The organism is Frigidibacter sp. MR17.24, assembly GCF_037095655.1.
In the GTDB taxonomy this organism is placed as follows: domain Bacteria; phylum Pseudomonadota; class Alphaproteobacteria; order Rhodobacterales; family Rhodobacteraceae; genus Frigidibacter.
The window spans coordinates 131,320-151,143 of sequence record NZ_JBAWKE010000003.1 but is presented as its reverse complement, the minus strand read 5'-3'; the positions used below and the strand labels follow the sequence as shown (position 1 = coordinate 151,143).

16 protein-coding genes are annotated in these 19,824 nt (G+C 72.5%); 3 read left to right on the top strand and 13 right to left on the bottom strand.

Translation table 11 applies throughout. The annotated features are described in order from the left end of the window. The 4 genes from V8J39_RS12980 to V8J39_RS12965 form a co-directional block, all read right to left on the bottom strand. Nucleotides 1-286 (bottom strand): hypothetical protein (locus V8J39_RS12980; protein WP_336461345.1); only part of this gene is annotated, 286 nt, incomplete at its 3' end. Between the two features lie 2 nt (nucleotides 287-288). Next, a complete protein-coding gene (locus tag V8J39_RS12975) occupies nucleotides 289-1,278 on the bottom strand; it encodes a Bug family tripartite tricarboxylate transporter substrate binding protein (protein WP_336461344.1) in 990 nt (329 codons plus the stop codon). A gap of 149 nt (nucleotides 1,279-1,427) precedes the next feature. Then, complete coding sequence (locus V8J39_RS12970; protein WP_336461343.1) at nucleotides 1,428-3,449, bottom strand: molybdopterin-dependent oxidoreductase; 2,022 nt, start codon at nucleotides 3,447-3,449, stop codon at nucleotides 1,428-1,430. A 301-nt stretch (nucleotides 3,450-3,750) separates the two neighbouring features. Then, nucleotides 3,751-5,112 carry a dicarboxylate/amino acid:cation symporter gene (locus tag V8J39_RS12965; protein ID WP_336461342.1) on the bottom strand — a complete coding sequence of 454 codons (1,362 nt, stop codon included), beginning with the start codon at nucleotides 5,110-5,112 and terminating at the stop codon, nucleotides 3,751-3,753. A 197-nt stretch (nucleotides 5,113-5,309) separates the two neighbouring features. On the opposite strand from V8J39_RS12965, the gene V8J39_RS12960 reads away from it, so the two are divergent. Together V8J39_RS12960 and V8J39_RS12955 are read left to right on the top strand one after the other, a co-directional pair. Continuing rightward, complete coding sequence (locus tag V8J39_RS12960) at nucleotides 5,310-6,986, top strand: sensor histidine kinase (protein WP_336461341.1); 1,677 nt, start codon at nucleotides 5,310-5,312, stop codon at nucleotides 6,984-6,986. Beyond that, nucleotides 6,983-8,350, top strand: a complete 1,368-nt coding sequence (locus V8J39_RS12955; RefSeq protein WP_336461340.1) for a sigma-54-dependent transcriptional regulator — start codon at nucleotides 6,983-6,985, stop codon at nucleotides 8,348-8,350. The genes V8J39_RS12960 and V8J39_RS12955 overlap by 4 nt, the downstream gene beginning before the upstream one ends. Nucleotides 8,351-8,367: 17 nt before the next feature. Here the strand turns inward: V8J39_RS12955 and V8J39_RS12950 are convergent, their stop codons facing one another. From V8J39_RS12950 to V8J39_RS12920, 7 genes are all read right to left on the bottom strand, one after another. Next, the gene (locus tag V8J39_RS12950; protein WP_336461339.1) at nucleotides 8,368-9,153 is read right to left on the bottom strand and encodes an ABC transporter ATP-binding protein; all 786 of its coding nucleotides are present in this window, start codon (nucleotides 9,151-9,153) and stop codon (nucleotides 8,368-8,370) included. Next, complete coding sequence (locus V8J39_RS12945) at nucleotides 9,150-10,133, bottom strand: iron chelate uptake ABC transporter family permease subunit (RefSeq protein WP_336461338.1); 984 nt, start codon at nucleotides 10,131-10,133, stop codon at nucleotides 9,150-9,152. The genes V8J39_RS12950 and V8J39_RS12945 overlap by 4 nt, the downstream gene beginning before the upstream one ends. Next, nucleotides 10,130-11,113, bottom strand: coding sequence for a FecCD family ABC transporter permease (locus V8J39_RS12940; protein WP_336461337.1), 984 nt, complete (start codon nucleotides 11,111-11,113; stop codon nucleotides 10,130-10,132). Before V8J39_RS12940 ends, V8J39_RS12945 begins: the two co-directional genes overlap by 4 nt. Beyond that, entirely contained in the window at nucleotides 11,110-12,135 is a 1,026-nt protein-coding gene (locus V8J39_RS12935) for an iron-siderophore ABC transporter substrate-binding protein (RefSeq protein WP_336461336.1), read from the bottom strand. The genes V8J39_RS12940 and V8J39_RS12935 overlap by 4 nt, the downstream gene beginning before the upstream one ends. Nucleotides 12,136-12,159: 24 nt before the next feature. Beyond that, nucleotides 12,160-14,244, bottom strand: coding sequence for a TonB-dependent siderophore receptor (locus tag V8J39_RS12930; protein ID WP_336461335.1), 2,085 nt, complete (start codon nucleotides 14,242-14,244; stop codon nucleotides 12,160-12,162). Nucleotides 14,245-14,388: 144 nt separating this feature from the next. After that, entirely contained in the window at nucleotides 14,389-15,363 is a 975-nt protein-coding gene (locus V8J39_RS12925) for an asparaginase (protein ID WP_336461334.1), read from the bottom strand. Between the two features lie 97 nt (nucleotides 15,364-15,460). Beyond that, on the bottom strand, nucleotides 15,461-17,122 hold the full coding sequence (locus V8J39_RS12920) for a BCCT family transporter (RefSeq protein ID WP_336461333.1): 1,662 nt from the start codon (nucleotides 17,120-17,122) through the stop codon (nucleotides 15,461-15,463). 224 nt (nucleotides 17,123-17,346) lie between these two features. Here V8J39_RS12920 and V8J39_RS12915 point away from each other — a divergent pair, with 224 nt between their 5' ends. After that, nucleotides 17,347-18,078, top strand: coding sequence for a dimethylsulfonioproprionate lyase family protein (locus tag V8J39_RS12915; RefSeq protein ID WP_336461332.1), 732 nt, complete (start codon nucleotides 17,347-17,349; stop codon nucleotides 18,076-18,078). 6 nt (nucleotides 18,079-18,084) lie between these two features. Here the strand turns inward: V8J39_RS12915 and V8J39_RS12910 are convergent, their stop codons facing one another. Together V8J39_RS12910 and V8J39_RS12905 are read right to left on the bottom strand one after the other, a co-directional pair. Beyond that, nucleotides 18,085-18,825 (bottom strand): sulfite exporter TauE/SafE family protein, encoded by a 741-nt coding sequence (locus tag V8J39_RS12910; protein ID WP_336461331.1) that lies wholly within the window; start codon nucleotides 18,823-18,825, stop codon nucleotides 18,085-18,087. Nucleotides 18,826-18,861: 36 nt separating this feature from the next. Beyond that, nucleotides 18,862-19,815: an aldo/keto reductase gene (locus V8J39_RS12905; RefSeq protein WP_336461330.1), complete on the bottom strand. Its 954-nt coding sequence runs from the start codon at nucleotides 19,813-19,815 to the stop codon at nucleotides 18,862-18,864. Nucleotides 19,816-19,824: the final 9 nt, after the last annotated feature.

Below are 19,824 nucleotides of genomic sequence, written 5' to 3'. Positions count from 1 at the left end.
CCCCCCCCCCCCCCCCCCCCGCCCGGCGCGGCGCGCGCGTCAGCCCGAGCCGCCGCACGCGCCAGCCCGACAGGCACAGCCACAGCGACCCCAGCGTCAGCAGACCGAGGATCGCGATCGGCATCGCCGCCGGCCCCGGATCGGGCGAGCGGCCGTTCAGCGTCGCCAGCAGCGGCGCGTTCGACAGAAGCGAGGTCCACCCCACCAGCGCCCAGCCCAGCAGGATCAGCCCCGCGCCCAGGCCCGGGGTCTCGTCTTCGGGCGCAGGGCCGGCGGGATGCGTCATCGTCACGGCCGCGCGTTCGCTTCGACAAGGCCCGCGGCCTCGAGCACCGGGTAGACCGCCTCGTCCTGGGCCTTGATGAACGCGGCGAACTCGGCCGCGCCGCCGGGCGCAAGCACGAGGCCCGCGTTGCGCGCCGCCTCGACGAAGGCGGGGTCGGCGGCGGTGGCCATCATCGCGGTCTCGAGCTTGGTCGAGATCGCCGGGTCGACGCCGACGGGCAGGAAGAAGCCGATGAAGTCCGCGAAGACGAAGGGGAAGCCGGCTTCCTCGAAGGTGGGCACCTCGGGAACGCGGAAGTGCCGCTCGGTGCCGGCGACGCCGAGGATCTTCGCGCTGCCCGCGTCCATCAGCGGCGCGGCCGAGGCGACGTTGACCGTGGTCGCCATCGTCTCGCCCGAGGCCATCGCTGCGACGGCGGGGGCGAAGCCCTGGTAGGGGATGTTCGTCAGCTCGATCCCCAGCGCGTTCTGCATCACCATCTGCGTCAGGAAGGCGAAGCCGCCGGGGCCGTCGGTGCTGTTGACGATCGCGCCCGGCTCCTCCTTCGCCTTCGCGACGAAATCGGCGAGCGTGTCGATGCCGGTGTCGGCGCCGACGGTCAGCGCGGCGGGGCTCTTGTCGAAGACCGCGAGCGGCGCGATCTTGTCGAGCGCGGTGGCATTGGGGTTCATGTAGGACTGCGCGATCGCGTGCAGGCCCATGACGCCGATCGTGTAGCCGTCGGGCGCGGCGGTCTCGACCTCGCGCACGCCGGTCGACCCGGCGGCGCCGGGGACGTTCTTGATCACGAAGGTCGCGTCCATGTGCTTGGTCAGATGCTCGGCCACCAGCCGCGCGGCCAGGTCGTGCGAGCCGCCCGCGGGCCAGGCGACGACGATGGTCACCGGGTGGTCGGGATAGCTTTGCGCATGGGCCGGCAGCGCGCCCGCGAGCGGGACAAGCAAGGCCGCGCCGGCGATCGACACGAGGCTGCGGCGGGAAAACAAGGTCATCTTCCATCCATCCTGTTGGCCGGAACGTCCCGCCGCCAGCGCGGCCGCGTCCCGTGATCCGCCCCGGGGGCGCGGGGCCCCGTGCGGGGCCTCGCATCCGGCGCGCGGCGGGGCTTGCTCCTGCGCGCCGGGGAAGGGTTCGCGGGCGCTCAGCCCGGGGCGGCAGCCCCGACGGCGTCATCGGCCGCGTCATCGGCCGCACGGCCGGCAGTGTCCGCCGCTGCGGCGAGCGGCTCGAGCCTGACGCGGGTGTCGCCATAGGCCGCCATCTCGCCGAAATTCGTCATCCGGTCCTCGGTCAGGCGGTTCACGCCGCCGCCGCGCTTGATCCAGGTGCCGACGGTCGCCAGCACGATGCCCGGGCCCACGCGCGGATCGTGGCGCACGACCGCCGCCAGCGCCCCGGCCGGCGAGACGATGCGGACCGTGCCGCCATCCGGCGCGCCGCAGGCCGCGGCCGTGTCCGGATGCACGCGCACCGCCGGGCGGTCCGGATGCTCGTCCGGGGCGATCTGCGACAGCAGCCACTTCTTCTCGAAGGTGGTGATCAGCACCAGCGGGAAGCCCGGCACCGCGCGCGTCGTCTCGGGCAGGCTGCCGATCAGCTCGACCCGGCCCGAGGCGGTGGGGAACCGGCGGTCGGCGAAGGGCACCATCGGCGCGGTCGGGCAGGGTTGCGGACCGGCCATCACCCGGTCGACCGGCAGCCCCGCCGCCTCCATCGGCGCGAGGATCCGCCCGAGCCAGTCGCGCGGGCTGCCCTCCATCCCCGCCAGTCCCAGCCGCCGCGCGAGATCCTGGTACATCCGCAGGTCGCTGCGGGCCTCGCCCGGGGGCGCGATCACCGGGTTCACCCCGCCGATCAGGTTGTGGCCCCAGGACACCAGCACGTCCTCCTCCTCGAAGAAGGTGGTGCTGGGCAGGAAGACGTCGGCATGATCGCAGGTGTCGGTCAGCACCGTGTCCATCACCACCGTGAAGCCGACCGCTGCGAGACCCCGCGCCACGAGGTCGGAATTGGGCGACTGGTTGACCGGGTTGCCGCCGTTGACCATCACCATGCCGATCGGCGGATCGCGGGTCTCGAGCAGTGCGCGGCCCAGCATCGGCTCGGGGATCGTGCGGCGGTGGGCGGCGGTGTCGAAGCCCTCGATGTCGGCGGCGAAATGGCGGCGGGTGTCGAAGCCGTGGGTGACGCCGCCGCCGGCCCGGCCGACATGGCCGGCGATCGCGGCCAGCGCGTCGATGCAGCGGAAGATCTCGGCGCTGTGGCGATACTTGTTCAGCCCCCAGCCCAGCTGGATCGAGGCCGGCTTCAGCGTGGCATAGTCGCGCGCGAGCGCGCGCAGCGTCCCGATCGCGACCCCCGCGGCGGCCGCCCAGCCGGCGACGGACCGGCTGAAGACCAGCGCGCGATAGTCCTCGAAGCCCGCGACATGGTCGGTGACGAAGGCCCGGTCCTCGAGCCCCTCCTCGAGGATCACCCGCGCCATGCCCAGCGCAAGCTCGGCGTCGCGCGCGACCGCGGGCTGGACATGGGCATCGCAGAGCGTCGCGCTCTCGCTGCGGACGGGATCGACCAGCACCACGCGCGCGCCGGCGGCACGCGCCGCCTTGATCGGTGGCACGAGGTGCAGGTTGGTCACCAGCGGATTGCGCCCCCACAGCAGGATAATCCGGCTGTTGGCGAGGTCCGCGGGGTCGTGCCCCAGCCGCGTGCCGAAGTCCATCGCCTGGCCTGCCCGCGCCGCGCCGCTGCACAGCGAGCCGCGGGTCGAGGTCGCGCCGCCGAGCAGGTTCCAGAAGCGCCGGTTCAGCAGCTTGGTCGCGCCCCATGACCCGGTGCGCTGGTAATGCAGGATCGCCAGCGGCCCGTCGCGCGCGACCAGGGCGCGGATCCGTGCCGCGATCAGGTCGAGCGCCTCGTCCCAGGTCGCGCGCGACCACGGTCCGGTGCGCCCCTCGCGCCGGATCAGCGGGTGCAGCTGGCGGTCGTCGGCATAGACCCGGGCCGGGTAGCGATAGGTCTTGGCGCAGAGGAAGCCGCGGGTGAAGGCATGGTCGGGATGGCCCGCCAGCGCGGTGACGCGGCCGTCCTCGACCGTCGCGAGGATGCCGCAGCCGTCCGGGCAATCAAGCGTGCAGGATGTGTAGACCTCGGCTCTCGGCAACGGTCACTCCCCCGGGCGGATCTCGCCCGGGTCGAGTAGACGCCCCGTTGCCGGCTCGGGAAAAGGTTTGTGTGCATACGATCGTGCCGATCGTGGGCTGCCGTGCGGGGCGCGCTTTCCACAGGGCGCCCTGCACAAGGGTTAATCACCCTCTGGCTGAACGGCGGCCCGCGACGGCCGGGATCGCGGCGGGCCTTGGCGCGGGCCGGGCGCGGGCTGGGCGGTGGACGGCGGGGGAAAACGGAAACGGGCGCCCCCGAAGGGACGCCCGACCAGGCTTGCGGGGAGGGCCCGGGTTCGGTCAGTCGGCGTTCGATTCCGACAGGCGCAGGCCGGCGGGGGCGCCGCGCAGATCGGTCACCGGCGCGGCCGGGGCGGTGGCGCCGCCGGCCAGCGCCGCGTTCAGCGCGTCGCGGTCCAGCGCCCCCTGCCAGCGGCTGACGACGATCGTGGCGACCGCGTTGCCGATGAAGTTGGTCAGCGAGCGGCATTCCGACATGAAGCGGTCGACGCCGAGGATGATCGCCATGCCCGCCACCGGCACCGTCGGCACGACCGAGAGCGTCGCGGCGAGGGTGATGAAGCCGGCCCCGGTGACGCCCGCGGCGCCTTTCGACGACAGCATCGCGACCGCCATCAGCAGCAGCTGCTGTTCCAGCCCCAGGTGGGTGTTCGTCGCCTGGGCGATGAACAGCGCGGCCAGCGTCATGTAGATGTTGGTGCCGTCGAGGTTGAACGAGTAGCCGGTCGGAACCACCAGACCCACGACCGAACGCGAGCAGCCGGCCTTCTCCATCTTCTCCATCAGCGAGGGCAGCGCCGATTCCGACGACGAGGTGCCCAGCACCAGCAGCAGCTCGGCCTTGAGATAGCCGATCAGCCGGAAGATCGAGAAGCCGTTGGCCGCCGCGACCGAACCGAGGATCACCACCACGAACAGGATCGAGGTCAGGTAGAACGTGCCCACCAGCGCCGCGAGGTTGACGACCGAGCCGATGCCGTACTTGCCGATGGTGAAGGCGAAGGCGCCGAAGGCACCGATCGGGGCGGCCTTCATCAGGATGTCGACGACGCGGAACATCGCGAGGCTGATCGCCTCGAGGATCGACACGACGGGCTTGGCCTTCTCGCCGATCATGATCAGCGCGATGCCGAACAGGATCGCGATGAACAGCACCTGCAGGATGTTGCCCTGGGTGAAAGCGCCGACCAGCGTCGTCGGGATGATGTCGGTCAGGAAACCGGTGACCGTGGTGTCATGCGCCTTGGCGGCGTAGTCGTTCACCGCCGTCGCGTCGAGCGTGGCGGGATCGATGTTCATGCCCGCGCCGGGATGGATCACGTTCGCCACGATCAGGCCGACGATCAGCGCCAGCGTCGAGAAGGTCAGGAAATAGGCGAAGGCCTTGCCGACGACCGAGCCGACGCCCTTGAGCGTGCCCATGCCGGCCAGGCCGGTGGTGATCGTCAGGAAGATCACCGGCGCGATGATCATCTTCACCAGCTTGATGAAGGCATCGCCGAACGGCTTCATCGCCGCCCCGGTCTGCGGGTAGAAATGCCCGAGCAGCGCCCCGATGGTGATGGCGACCAGAACCTGGACGTAGAGTTGACGATAGAACGGGCGCGGCGCTTTGGGCGCGGCGGTCTGGTCGATCTGCATGAGGTCTCCTCCACCTGCGATGACACTTCTGTGTCGCCCAGCATACAGCGCGGTGTCAGAGCGGTGAAAAAGCGGGCGCAAACCGGCAATGCACTGTTTTCATGGCTCTTGATGGGGGCCGCACAGGCAAAAGCGTGTGGAAATGGAAACACGCGAAAATGCGTGGTGCGAAAATCCGCACAGTGGTACCAGAGCGCATGACACCGCCGGACGAATCCCCGCTGACCAGCCCCGCGCCGCGCCCCCGCCTCGGGCTGCGGCTTCTGGCCGGGGCGGTGCTTCTGGTCGCGCTGGCGGGCATCTTCGCGGCCACCCGCGAACAGGCGCTGCGCCGGCTCGAGACCCAGACGCTGGCGGCCGCGCGGATCCGGGCGCTGACCCTCGACAGCATCCTCGCCAAGCAGCGCGCCGTGGCCGCGATCCTCGCCGACGACCGCGAGGTGGCGGCCGCGCTCGCCGAGGGGCTCTATGGGCCGCAGGTCTCGCGCAAGCTCGAACGGCTGCAGGAAGAGACCGACAGCACGGTCATCTACCTGCTCGACCGCGAGGGCCGCGCGGTCTCGGCCTCGAACTTCGACGAGCCGGGCAGCTTCGTGGGCCAGGACTACAGCTTCCGGGACTATTTCCGGCAGGCCCTGACCGAGGGCACGGCGCTGGAATATGCGCTGGGCACCGTCAGCCGCCGCCCCGGTCTTTACCTGTCGCACGACGTGCGCGGGCCCGGCGGGGTCGCCGGCGTCGTGGTCGTGAAGGTCGAGTTCGACGCGGTCGAGACCGCCTGGGCGGCCAGTCGCGACGTGACCCGCGTGACCGATGCGCAGGACACGGTGATCCTGTCGAGCCGCGCGGGCGAGCGCTTCGCGCCGCTGCCGGCGGTGCCGGCCGACGCGCTGGCGGTGGCGGTGCCGGTGACGGGCGCCGACTGGAGGCTGCGCCAGCAGGTCTCGACCGTGCCGGCCGCGCAATCGGCGATGCTGGCCACGGGCGGCATGGGGCTGGTGCTGGCCGTCGCCGGCGCGGGGCTTGGCCGGGCGCGGCGGGCCAAGGCCCGCGCGGCACGGCGCGCCGCGGCCGAGCGGCGCTATCTCGACGACCTCGAGCGGGCGGTGGGCGAGCGCACGCATGCGCTGTCCGAGGAGATGCGCGAGCGGCGCGCGGCCGAGCGCCGTCTGGCCGAGCTGCAGGCCGACCTCGTGCAGGCCAACAAGCTCGCCGCGCTCGGCCAGACCGCGGCAGGGGTCGCGCACGAGGTGAACCAGCCGCTCGCCACGATTCGGCTGCTGGCCGAGACCGGGCTGGACGTGATGGGCGATGACGGCGCGCCCGAGGTGCGCGAGAACCTGTCGACCATCGTGCGGATGACGACGCGGATCTCGCAGATCACGACCGAGCTTCGCAACTTCGCGCGCAAGGCCAGCGGCGAGGTCGCGGCCGTGCCCTTGGCCGAGGCGGTGCAGGCGTCGCTGCTGCTGACCGAGAGCCGGCGCCGCTCGGCCGCGATCCCGCTGGTGATGGCGCCGATCGATCCCGGGCTGCGGGTCATGGCCGAAACCGTGCGGCTGGAGCAGGTGCTGGTGAACCTTTTGCAGAACGCGGGCGAGGCGCAGGACGGCGTGGCGGCGCCGCGCATCGCGCTGGGCATCGCCGCCGGCCCCGACAGCGTCACCCTCACCGTCGAGGACAACGGCCCCGGTCTCGATCCGGACGTGGCCGAGCGGCTGTTCACGCCCTTCGCCACCACCAAGCCCGGCGGCCTCGGCCTTGGCCTTGTCATCGCGCGCGAGATCGCGCGCGACTTCGGCGGCGATCTTGCGGCCGACCCGCCGCGACCGGGGCAGGGCGCCACCTTCCGACTGAGCCTGAGGCGCGCATGACCCCGCCCGAGACCCCGCCCGAGACCCGGCCCGAGACCGACGCGCCGCTGGTGCGGCTGATCGACGACGATCCCGACCTGCTGGCGGCGCAGATCCAGTCGCTGCGCCGCGCGGGGTTCCGGGTCGAACCCTTCGCCGACCCGCGCGCCGCGCTCGAGGGGCTGGGGCCGGACTACCCGGGCGTGGTGCTGTCGGATGTGCGGATGCCCGGGCTGGACGGATTCGAGCTGCAGCGGCTGCTGGCCGGGCGCGACCCGGACCTGCCGGTGATCCTGCTCACGGGCCACGGCGACGTGCCGATGGCGGTGGCGGCGCTGAAGGCGGGGGCCTGGGACTTCCTGACCAAGCCCGTCGCGCGGGACGAGCTGACGGCGGCGCTGCGGCGGGCCACCGCGGCCCGGGCGCTGGTGATCGAGAACCGGGCGCTGCGCCAGCTTGCGCGCGAGGCGCCGCCGCCGGCGGACCCGGTGCTGGACGGCGACAGCGCACCGATGCGCCACCTGCGCGCGGCGATCGGCCGGCTTGCCGAAAGCGGGGCCGAGGTGCTGATCCTCGGGCCCGCCGGCAGCGGCAAGAGCGCGGTGGCCGAGGCACTGCACCGCGACGGCCCGCTGCGGGCGCGGCCCTTCGTCACCATCGACTGCCCGACGCTCGACCCCGCCCGGTTCGAGGCCGAGATGCTGGGCAGCCCCGGCGCCGCCGGGCAGGGCCGGGTGCAGGGGCGGCTCGAGCGGGCGCATCGCGGCACGCTCTACCTGTCGGGCATCGACAGGCTGGCGCCGGTGCTTCAGCCGCGGCTTCTCGCGCTGATCGAGGCCTCCGAGATCTGGCCGCCCGGCGCGGCCGCGGCGCGCCCGCTCGACCTGCGGCTGCTGGCCTCGTCGCGCGAGGATCTGGGGCGGATGGCCGAAGAGGGGCGGCTTTTGCCCGACCTGCACTACCGGCTGTCGGGCGTGGCGCTGTCGGTGCCGCCGCTGGCCGCGCGGCGCGAGGACCTGCCGGCGCTGTTCCGCCGGCTGCTGGTGGACACCTGCACCCGCGGCGGGCTGCCGCTGCCGCAGATGACGGTGGCGGTGCGGGCGCGGCTGGCGGGCCACGGCTGGCCCGGCAACCTGCGCGAGCTGCGCCAGTTCGTCGAGGCGACGGCGCTTGGCCTTGCGCCCCTGCCCGGCGGGGATGGCGACGGCACGCCGCCCGGCCTCGGCGACCTTGTCGCCGATTACGAGGCCGAGCTGATCCGCGAGGCGCTGCGGCTGTCTTCGGGCAACGCCAGCCGCGCGATGGAGCGGCTGAAACTGCCGCGCAAGACCTTCTACGACAAGCTCACCCGCCACGGCATCAGGGCCGCGGACTTCCGCGACTGACGGCGAGTGGCCGCGGCCTAGAGCGGCACCACCATCGGCCCGCCCGTGACCGGGTCCGGCAGCACCCGCGCCGCCAGCCCGAAGGCGCGCATCAGCGCGGCCTCGGTCATCACCCTGTCCGGCGGCCCCTCGGCCACCAGGCCGTCGGGTCCGAGCAGCACGAGGTGATCGCAGAACCGCGCGGCAAGGTTCAGGTCGTGCAGCACTGCGATCACCGTGGTCCCGGCCGCGCGGTTGCGCCGCCGCAGCAGCGCCAGCAGCTCGATCTGGTGCGGCAGGTCGAGGAAGGTCGTCGGTTCGTCCAGAAGCAGAAGCGGCGTCGCCTGCGCCAGCACCAGCGCCACCCAGGCCCGCTGGCGCTGGCCGCCCGACAGCTCGGCCATGGGCCGCTCGGCAAGCCCGGTCATCGCCACCGCCGCCAGCGCCTCGGCGCAGGCCTGCGCATCCGCGGCGGAGAACGGCGCCAGCAGACCGCGCCAGGGCGCGCGGCCCCGCCGCACCAGCTCGGCCACGGTGATGCCCTCGGGCGCGACCGGCGACTGCGGCAGGATCGCGAGCCGCCGCGCAAGCGCGCGGGGCGCCATGCGCGCGACATCCTCGCCCCCGAGCGTCACCCGGCCCGCGCGCGGCGGCGCGAGCCGCGCGAGCGCGTGCAGGAGCGTGGACTTGCCGCAGCCGTTGGGCCCCAGGATCGCGGTCACGGCGCCGGGCGGGAACGACAGGTTCAGCCCGTCGATGACCGCACGCTCGCGGTAGCCAAGGCGAAGGTCCTGCGTGGCCAGGGTCGGGGCGGGGTCGCTCACAGTCGCTGCTCCGTCATCTCGCGCGCAAGGCGCCACATCAGGTAGGGCGCGCCCAGAAGGCCGGTCATCACCCCGATCGGGAATTGCACCCCCGGTATCGCCGCCCGCGCGGCGAGATCGGCCAGCACCATGATCAGCGCCCCCGTCACCGCCGCCGCGACCAGCCGCGCCCCCGGGCGGCGCGCCCCGCTTAGCCTTTGGCCAAGCGGCGCCGCCATCAGCGCGACGAAGGGCACCGGTCCCGCGACGGCCACCGCCGCGGCGGCAAGCACCGTAGCCGTCCCCGCGATCGCGAGCCGCGCGCGGCCCGCCGCAAGGCCAAGGCCGGTGGCGATCGGCACGCCCAGCTCCAGCAGCCCCAGCGCCCGCATCTGCAGCGCCGTCAGCGCCGCCAGCCCCGACGCCAGCAGCGCGACTTGGCCCGCGTGGTGCCAGCCGCGCGCGGCCAGCGAGCCGGTCAGCCAGCGCTGCGCCTCGGCCGCCTGTTCCAGCGGCAGGGCCAGCATCACCACCGAGGCCGCGGCCGACAGCGCGAAGCCAAGGCCAAGCCCGGTCAGGACCAGCGCAAGAACCGGGGTCGCATGCCCCGGTCGCCACGCGAGCAGCGCGACCGCCGCCGCCGCCGCCAGCCCCCCCGCCGCCGCGACCAGCGGCATCGGCAGCGCAAGGCCCGCGGCCGTGGCCAGCAGCACGGCAAGTCCCGCGCCCGCGTTGAACCCCATCAGGTCCGGCGCGGCGAGCGGGTTGCGAAACAGCGCCTGGAACAGCCCGCCCGACAGGCCGAGCGCCGCCCCCGCGCCAAGTGCCGTCGCCACCCGCGGGCCGCGGATCACCCGCAGCGTGAAGGCGCCCGGCCCCTCGCCCGCGACCAGCCCGTGCCACAGCGTCACCGGCGGCAGCGCGACCTCGCCCAGCGCAAGCGCCGCCAGCACCGCGGCCAGAAGCGCCAGCGGCAGCACCATTGGCAGGGCGGGCCTCATGTCCCCGCCCCGGGCGCGAGGCGGCGGGCGATCCACAGGAACACCGGCGCGCCGATCAGCGCCACCATCACGCCGGCGCGGATCTCGGCCGGGGGCACCACCAGCCGGCCGGCAAGGTCGGCGGCCACGAGGATCGTCGCGCCCAGCAGCGCCGCCCCGACCAGCTGCCCGCGCAGCGACTGGCCCATGACCCGCCGCGCGAGAAGCGGCGTCACCAGCCCGAGGAAGGCGAGCGGCCCCGCCACCGCGACCGCCGCGCCGGTCATCAGCGTGACGGCCAGAAGCGCCAGCCCCTGCGTCTGCAAGAGCCGCGCGCCAAGCCCGCGCGACAGCGCCTGCCCCAGCGCCAGCGTCTCGAGCATCGGCGCGATCACCAGTGCCAGCACCGCGCCCGCCGCCGCGATCGGGGCCATCGCCGCCAGCGGCCGGGTCGCCGCGGCGGCGAGCGAGCCCGAAACCCAGTTGCGCCAGATGTCGAGCGCGTCGCCGCGCAGGAGCGCGATCGCGGTGACCAGCGACAGCAGGAAGGCATTGAGCGCCGCGCCCGCCAGCGTCAGCCGCACCGGCCCCATCTCGCCCCGGAACCCGCCGCCCAGCGCGAAGACCGCCGCCGCCCCGGCCGCGGCGCCCGGAAAGGCCATCATCGCCATCGCGCCACCATCGGCCCGCCCCGTCGCCAGCGCCCCCAGCACGATCGCCAGCGCCGCCCCCGCGCCGATGCCCAGAAGCCCCGGATCGGCAAGCGGGTTGCGCGTCAGCGCCTGCATCACCGTCCCCGCCATCCCCAGCGCCGCCCCCGCGAGCAGCCCCGCCAGCAGCCGCGGCAGCCGGATCTCGCGCAGGGTGATGTCGAGCGCGGTCGCGGGTTCGGGTGCGGCCAGCGCGTGCCACAGCGCCGCCGGCCCTGCGTTGCGCAGGCCAAGCGACAGGCTTGCCACGGCCGTGGCCACGAGCACCAGCAGGATCGCGGCGGTCCTCACGCCGTCAGGCCCGCCGCCTCTGCCGCCGGCGGCAGCGTCGCCGGATCCCCGTCGAGCGCCGCCGCCAGTTCGGGTTCGAGCCGCTCGAGCGCGTAGGGGATCGACAGGACGCTGGCAAAGGACAAAGCCGCGGCCAGATCGCCCGCCGCCAGCGCCTCGCGCCCCTCGCGATGCGCGGCGAGCACCCGGCGCATCGGCAGCGCGGCGATGTCGGCAAGGTTCTCCTGCCCGGCGATCCACAAGAGCAGGTCGGCGTCGAGCGGCGAGAGATCCTCGGGCGAGAGCGGGGCATAGAAGCCCTCGGGCGCGGCCAGCGCCTCGATCTGCGGCGGCAGGACGAAGCCCAGATCCGTCAGCAGCCGGGTGCGGTTGTCGCGCGCGGTGAAGGCCCCGGTGTCGCCGCCGAAGTGATAGGCCGCGGCCGCGCTGCGGCCGATCCACCCGGGATGGCGCGCCCGCATCTCGGCGATCGCGGCATGGGTCTCGCCGATCAGCGCCTCGGCCCGGTCCTCGCGGCCCAGCGCGTGGCCGATCAGCCGCGTGGCCCCGGCCCAGGGCAGGCCATAGGCCGGCTGGCCCTCGGGCTGCATCAGCACCGGCGCGATCTGCGACAGCAGGTCGTATTCCGCGCGCGAGATCCCCGAACCGATGCCGACGATCAGGTCGGGCGCCAGCGCCGCCACCCGCTCGGCCGAGACCTCGCCGGTCAGCACCTCGGGCGCGGGGCCCTCGATCAGCGGCTGTGCCCAGGGCCAGATCGCGCCCGGCGCCTCGCCGTACCAGTAGCGCACCGCGAGCGGCTGCACCCCCAGCGCGAGGACCGTGTCATGGGTGGTGAAGCCCAGCGAGACGACGCGCGCGGCAGGCGCAGGCAGCACCGTCTCGCCCATCGCATGCGCGATGCGGATCTCGGCCGCGCGCGCCGGCAGCGCCGGGGCGGCGAGGGCGGCGCCGATACCGGCGAGCAGGGTTCGGCGGTGCAGGGTTCGCCGGTGCAGGGTTCGCCGGTGCAGGCTGGGCATGGGGCTGGCTCCTGTTTGCGCCGCTCACCAGCTGCGGCGCAGGGTGGCGCTGATCACGCGGCCCTCGCCGTAGAAGGCCGTGGTGCCGGCAAAGTTCAGCGCGGCGACGTAGTCCTCGTCGAAAAGGTTGGTGACGTTCACCGACAGGTCGGTGTTGCGCGCGATCCGGGTGCTGGCCGCGAGGTCGACGGTGATCCGGTCGTCAAGCTTCACGTCGTTGGCATCGTTGTTGTAGCTCGACCCGACATAGCGCAGGCCCGCGCCCAGCGTGCTTTGCCCCAGAGCCCCCGGCGCCTCGAACGTGTAGTCGGCCCAGAGCGAGGCGGTGTGCTCGGGCACCAGCTGCGGGCGGTTGCCCTCGGTCCCGGCGGTCGAGCGGGTGATCTCGGCATCCCAGAAGGCATAGCCCGCCGACAGGTTCAGCCGCTCGGTCAGGGCGTATTTCGCCTCGGCCTCAAGGCCCTGCACGGTGATCTCGCCGGTCTGGACCATTTCCGAGCCGACATAGGAGACGACGTTGGATTGGCGCAGGTCGAACAGGGCCAGTGTGAACAGCGCATCGGTCCCGGCGGGGTGCCATTTGGCGCCGATCTCCTTCTGGTCGCCCTCCTGCGGGCGGCCGCCGGCGATCGGCTGGAACGACTCCGAGTAGTTCGCGTAAAGCGACAGCCCGGGGGTGACCTTCCAGGTCAGCCCGGCGCGGCCGGTGGTCGCGTCGTCGTCCTGGCGCTGGCCGTCGGTCGTGGTGCGCACCGCGTCCTGCCGCAGCCCGAGGCCGAGGATCCAGCGCTCGTCGAAGGTGAATTCCTGCTGGGCATAGACGCCGGTCACCGTCTGGTCGATCTCGCGCCCGAAGCCTGCCGGAAGGAAGATGCAGGCCCGGCCGCAATAGACCGGGGCGAAGGGATCGAGCCCCGGGGCGCTGCCGCCGCGCTGGTCCCACTCGGTCACGTGGTCGTCGGTATGGTCGAGCCCGACGAGCGTGCGGCTGTCGAGCCGCGGGGCGAGGGCCGTGTCGAACTGCAGCCGGGTATCGACGGCAAAGCGCTCGGTCTCGCCGCGCAGCTGGAAGGCGCTGCGGTCGGTGGCGGGATCCAGCGCCGGGTCGCCGACCTGTTCGTAATCCAGGCGCATCCGCGAATAGCGCAGGTCCTGGTGCAGGGTCACGCCGGGGGCGAAGCGATGCTCGATCGCATAGCCAAGGCTCGTCTCCTCGGTGTCCATGGCGTTGAAATCGGGTTCGCCCAGATAGGTGTCGATGTCGACCCCGCCCCCGAGCGGGATCGCGTTGCCGCTGTTGCCCTCGCGCCGGTAATAGCTGGCCAGCAGGGTGATCGAGGTGTCCTCGGTCGGGGCCCAGGTCAGCGAGGGGGCGAAGTACAGCCGGTCGTCGTTCATGTGGTGCGAGCGGCCGTCCTGTCCGTCCTGCCACTTGGCGGTGACGCGATAGGCCAGCCGCCCCTCGGAATCGAGCGGCGCGCCGAAGTCGGTGCCGACCTCGGCATGGCCCTGTCCAAGCGTGGTGTAGACCTCGCCGAAGGGCTGCGCGCGCGGCCGCTTCGAGATCGCGTTCACGAGGCCGCCGGGCCCGTTCAGCCCGAAGAGCGACGAGGTCGATCCCTTCAGCACCTCGAGCCGTTCGAGCCCGTAGGGTTCGAGCCGCGCGTTGGTGAAGCTGAGCGTGCGCTGCGGCAGCCCGTCGCGATAGGTGCCGAGACCCTGCGCGAGGAAGCCGCGGATGCGGAAGAAATCGTAGCGGTTGTCCGAGCCGTATTCGTCGGTGGTGACGCCCGAGGTATAGGCCAGCGCCTGTTCCAGCGAGGCGGGCTTGCGCACCTGCAGCTCCTCGCGCGTGACGACCGAGATCGCGGCCGGCGTGTCGAGGATCGGCCGGTCGGTCTTCGTCGCGGTCCCGGCGCCCTGCGCCACGATGCCGGTGTCCCCCCCGCTTCCGTCGCCGGCCCCAGCGGCTGCCTCGACGGTGATCGGGTCCAGCTGCACGAGCTGCTGTGCGACGGCGGGGGCGGGCAGGATCGCTGCGGATACCAGCAGCGCGGAGAGATGGGGGAGGGGGCGCGCCGGACGGCCGCCCGTGGCGTGATGTGTCATGTGTTGCGGTCTTTCGGCCCTGGAGAGCGATGTCGCAGGGCTGAAGACGCAGACCGCGCGATGGCGCGGCACGAATTGGCTAGCGTTTTTGTCGGATACACGTCGGCGGCCGGCTTGTCCAGCCGCCGACCCGATGTGCCGGGCCTAGAACGCGGCGGCGATCGCGGCGTGGTCGGCCCCGCGGCGCAGCAGCATCAGCAGCAGGAGCCGCGCCTTGACCGGGTCGAGCAGCCCCGCCGGGATCAGCCCGCGCCCGATCAGGTCGATCTCGGACCCCGGATAGCCGTAGGTCGCGCTGAGAACCCGGCCGCCCCCGGTCCGGCTGGCCAGGATCACCGGCATCCGCTCGGCGGCAAGCGCCAGCTGCTCGATCGCGCCGGGGGCGCAATGGCCGCCGCCGACACCGGCGACCACGAGGCCGTCGAAGCCCGCGGCAAGCGCCGCCGCGATCAGCTCGCCGCCGTCGTTCATGCCGACGGTGACAAGCGCGACCTTCGGGGCGCGGTCGCCCTCGCGGGCCGGGGGCAGCGGTGCGGGTCGGGCGGCGGCGCGCAGGGGCAGCACGACGCGGCCCTCGCTCAGCCAGCCCAGCGGGCCGAGGCCCGGCGAGACGAAGGCCGCGGTCGACGTGGTGTGGCGCTTCTGCACGAAGGCCGCGGCGTGGATCTCGTCGTTCATCACGACGAGAACGCCGGCGCCCCGCGCCTCGGGCGCGGCGGCGGCGGTGACCGCGGCAAGCAGGTTCGCGGGGCCCTCGGCCCCGGGCAGCGAGGGGTTGCGCATCGCGCCGGTGACGACGACGGGGAGGGACAGGTCGAGCAATCGGTCGAGGACGAAGGCCGTTTCCTCGATCGTGTCGGTGCCCTGGGTGACCACGACGCCATCAAGGCCCGGCGCGCGCTCGGTGATCAGCGCGGCCAGCGCCTCGATGTCGTCGAGCGTCAGGTGCGCGCTGGGCAGAAGCCGGAAGCTCATCGCCTCGACCTCGGCGACCGCGGCAAGGCCCGGCACAGCGGCGACCAGCGCCTCGGCCGACAGCTTCGGCACCACGCCCGGCGCCGCGCCCGGCGTCATCGCGATCGTGCCGCCCATTCCGATCACCAGCACCCGCGTCGTCATCCCGTCTCTCCGTCGATGTTGCGGCGGGACACTAGCGCCTTGCGCGGCAAGAGGCGAGGGGAGGCGGCGCCCGTCGACAGGGCGCCGCCTGCAGGGGTCAGCGCGGCTCGGCCCGCAGGCCCATGACCAGCGTCACGCAGGCGCCCAGCAGCACGATCGCGAAGGGGAAGCCGGTCGAGACCGCCATCGCCTGCAGCGCGGCAAGCCCGCCGCCCAGCAAGAGCGCGATCGCCACCAGCCCCTCGAACGTGGCCCAGAACACCCGCTGCGGCACCGGCGCGTTCATCTTGCCGCCGGCGCTGATCGTGTCGATCACCAGCGAGCCAGAGTCCGACGAGGTGACGAAGAACACGATCACCAGCACGATCCCGATCAGCGAGGTGATCGAGGTCAGCGGCAGGTGCGCCAGCATCTCGAACAGCTGCAGCTCGAGCGCCGCATCCTGAACCGAGGTCAGCCCCTGGTTCACCACCTGGCTGATCGCGGTGCCGCCAAGCGCGGTCATCCAGATCGTCGAGACGACCGAGGGGATCAGCAGCACGGCGACGACGAATTCGCGCACGGTGCGGCCGCGGCTGACGCGGGCGATGAACATGCCCACGAACGGCGACCAGCTGATCCACCACGCCCAGTAGAACGCCGTCCAGCCCTGGCGGAAGTTGTCGTCGTCGCGGCCGAACGGGTTCGACAGCGCCGGCAGGTATTCCGCGTAGGCAAGCAGGTTCTTGAAGAAGCCGGTGGCGATCTGCGTGGTCGGGCCGACGGCGATGATGAACACCAGCAGCAGAAGCGCGAGGCCCATGTTCACCTCGGACAGAAGCTTCACGCCCTTGTCCATGCCAGCCACGACCGAGAAGGTCGCGATGCCGGTGATGATGATGATCAGGAAGATCATCGCGCCGGTGGTGGCCGGGATGCCGAACAGGAAGTTCAGCCCCGCGCTTGCCTGCTGCGCGCCGATCCCGAGCGAGGTCGACAGGCCGAAGAGCGTGGCGAAGACCGCGAGGATGTCGACGACATGGCCCGGCCAGCCCCAAACCTTCTCGCCGAAGATCGGGTAGAAGATCGAGCGCAGCGTCAGCGGCAGGCCCTTGTTGTAGGCAAACAGCGCCAGCGACAGCGCGACCACGGCGTAGATCGCCCAGGGGTGCAGCGCCCAGTGGAAGATCGTCGCGGCCATCGCGAGCCGCCGCGCGCCCTCGGCATCGCCGGGCACGCCGTTCAGCGGCGACCAGTCGGTGCGCAGCCCGTCGGCGCCATAGGTCGGGCCGTCGAAGGCGGCGGTATAGTTGCCCAGCGGCTCGGAGACGCCGTAGAACATCAGCCCGATGCCCATCCCGGCCGCGAACAGCATCGAGAACCACGAGGCATAGCCGTAATCCGGCGTCGCCTGCGGCCCGCCCAGCCGGATGCTGCCCCAGGGCAGCACCACCAGCGCGATGCACAGCAGCACGAAGACATTGCCGGTGATCAGGAAGAACCAGTCCAGATTGGACGTGAGCGCGTCGCGCAGCCCGGTGAACATCGGTCCCAGCACGTTCTGGAACATCAGCGTCAGGATCACGAAGGCCACGACGCCGATCGCCGAGACCGAGAACACCACGTTGTGGATGTCCAGCTCGAACACGAAGCGGCGGCGGTAGTTGATGTTGTCCTGGCCGATCTCATAGGGCGTCTCGATGAGCTGGGTCGGTCCTTCGGGGGCCGGTATCGCCTCGGCCGAGGCGGCGTCTATCGGGGCCTGTGGGGTATCGGTCAAATCTCTGTCCTGTGGTTGTTCCGTCGAAGAAGGGCACGCGGCGGGGTCCCGCCGTCACCGACATGTTACCGGCACCGGGCCCGAGCCTCAACCAAACGGTCCGGATCGGGTTCCCGACCGGGGCGAAATCCGCTGCGCGGGGCCTTCCGGCGGCCCGGGTTTCACGGCACTCTCGGGCCCGCGCGGGCCCCGCTTCGGGCGCCGGCACCGGACCGGAGACCGCCATGCAGGACGCCCCCCCGACCGCAAATCCGACCGCCGCCCCGACCGCCGGCACGGGTCCGCTGTCGCTGCGCGAGGTGCCGGGGTGGTACTACCTGCTGCGCGAGTTCGACGCGCTCTACCGGCAGGGTTCGGCCGGGGGCAGCGACCTGATCCGCAGCCACCGCGCCCGGGTGCGCACCGCGCTGGCCTCGGTGTTCGCCGCCGACCCGCCTGTCCTTGAGCGCGCGCCCGTGCAGCTGCCGGTGACCGCGCATCTGGGCCGCGCGCTGGACCTGGGCGAGCGGGGCGCGATGCAGGGCATGGCGCGGGCGCTGCGCGAGGTGCGCGGGCGGCTGAGCTGGGAATACGGCTACGAGAAGATGCCGAAGGCGCTGGCGCGCAAATACGCCTATTGCGAGGTGCTGGGGCCGAAGGGCCCGGTGCAGTCGGCCCAGCTGATCCTGGGCTTCGTGCTGTTCGCGCCGTCGACGACCTATCCGCAGCACAGCCATTCGGGGATCGAGGAAAGCTATATCTCGGTCGCCGGCGCCTGGTCCGAGAACGAGATGGCGGTCTACGCCCCGGGATCGCTGATCTTCAACAAGCCCGGCCATGAACACCGCATCACCACCGGCGACCAGGACCCCTGCCTGCTGGCCTATGCCTGGCTGGGCGGGCAGGACCGGCTGGCGGCGCCGGGGATGCGGCTGACGGCGGCACGCAGGGCCCGGGCGGCGCGGGGCGAGGACTGACCCCGGTCAGCCGAGGATCTGCATCCCGCCGCGCACCAGCAGTATGCACGACAGCGCGAAAAGCATCAGCTGGATCACCCGGACATAGAGCGCCTCGGGCAGTTTGCGCGTCAGCCACCGGCCCAGCAGCGTGCCGACGATCCCCGCGACGGCGAGGCCGGCGATCAGCCCCCAGTTCAGCCCGTCGAGCTGCCCGATCGCCCAGTAGGCCGGCAGCTTCACCAGGTTGCCGATCGCGAAGCTGATCGCGATCGTGCCGGCGAATTCCAGCTTCGGCAGCTTCTGCGGCAGCAGGTAGGCCTGCGTCGGCGGGGCGCCGGAATGGGTGATGAAGCTTGCGATGCCGGTGAGCGTGCCCCAGAAGACGCCGGGCAGCACCCGCGCCTCGGCCTTGTGGGTGGCATTACGGCGCAGCCAGCTGCGCAGGCAGTGCCACAGGCCGATGCAGCCGGTGAAGATCAGCAGCGCCGCCTCGGGCGTGTAGGGCGTGATCACCGTGGCGATCGCCACCCCGAACAGGATCGAGGGCGTCAGGATCGCCAGGTTCCGGCGCGAGAAGTTGCGCCGGTAAAGCCAGACCCCGATCCAGTCGGTGACGACATAGACCGGCAGCAGCGTCGCCGCCGCCGTCACCGGGTTCATGAACAGCGCCAGCATCGGCACCGCGATCGCGGCCGCCGAGGCAAGCCCGCCCTTCGACGCGCCGACGATCAGCGCCGCGAGGATCAGGAGCAGCGCGTCATGCATCGCGCTGCGCCGCCGTCCCGCGCGCCGGGGACGCGGTCACGCACCCGCCCCGGTCAGCCGCGCCATCTCGTCGTCCGACAGCGTCAGGCTCGCCGCCTTGGCGAAGCTTTCGACCTGCGCGACCGTGGTGGCCGAGGCGATGGGCGCGCTCACGCCCTCGCGCGCGATCAGCCAGGCCAGCGCGACCTCGGCCGGGGCGGCGGACTGCGCCCGGGCCACCTCTTCCAGCACGTCGAGGATCCGCATCCCGCGCTCGGTCAGGTATTTCTCGACCATGCCGCCGCGCTTGCGCCCCGACAGGTCGGCGGCGCTGCGGTACTTGCCGCTCAGGAACCCGGCCGCGAGGCTGAAGTAGGTCACCACGCCGATGCCGTTCTCGAGGCAGAGGTCGCGCAGCGGCCCCTCGAAGGCCCCGCGGTCGTAAAGGTTGTACTCAGGCTGGATCACCTGATAGGCGGGCAGCCCTTCGTCGCGGGCGGTCTTCAGCGCGCCGCCCAGCAGCCCGGCATCGTAGTTCGACGCGCCGATGGCCTTGATCTTGCCCGCCTTCAGCAGCTTGTCATAGGCGCCCAGCGTCTCGGCATGGCCGACCGTGGGGTCGGGCCAGTGCGAGAAATACAGGTCGATCGCCTCGACCCCCATCCGCTGCAGCGACCGCTCGACCGCGGTGGTGATCCAGGCCTCGGACAGGCCCTTCTCGCCGGGCCCGCCCATGTCCGACCCGACCTTGGTGAACAGCTTCACGCGATCGCGCATCCCCGGGCGGGCGGCGAACCACTTGCCCAGCACCGTCTCGGACTCGCCGCCCCTGTGGCCGTCCGCCCAGGCGGAATAGACATCGGCGGTGTCGATCGCGTCGAAGCCGTGATCCACGAAGGCGTCGAGCACGCGGAAGCTTTCCGCCTCGTCGGTGGTCCAGCCCAGCACGTTGCCGCCGAACACGATCGGCGCGATGTCGAAACCGGTGGTTCCAAGGGTCTTCTTCTGCATCTGTCGTCT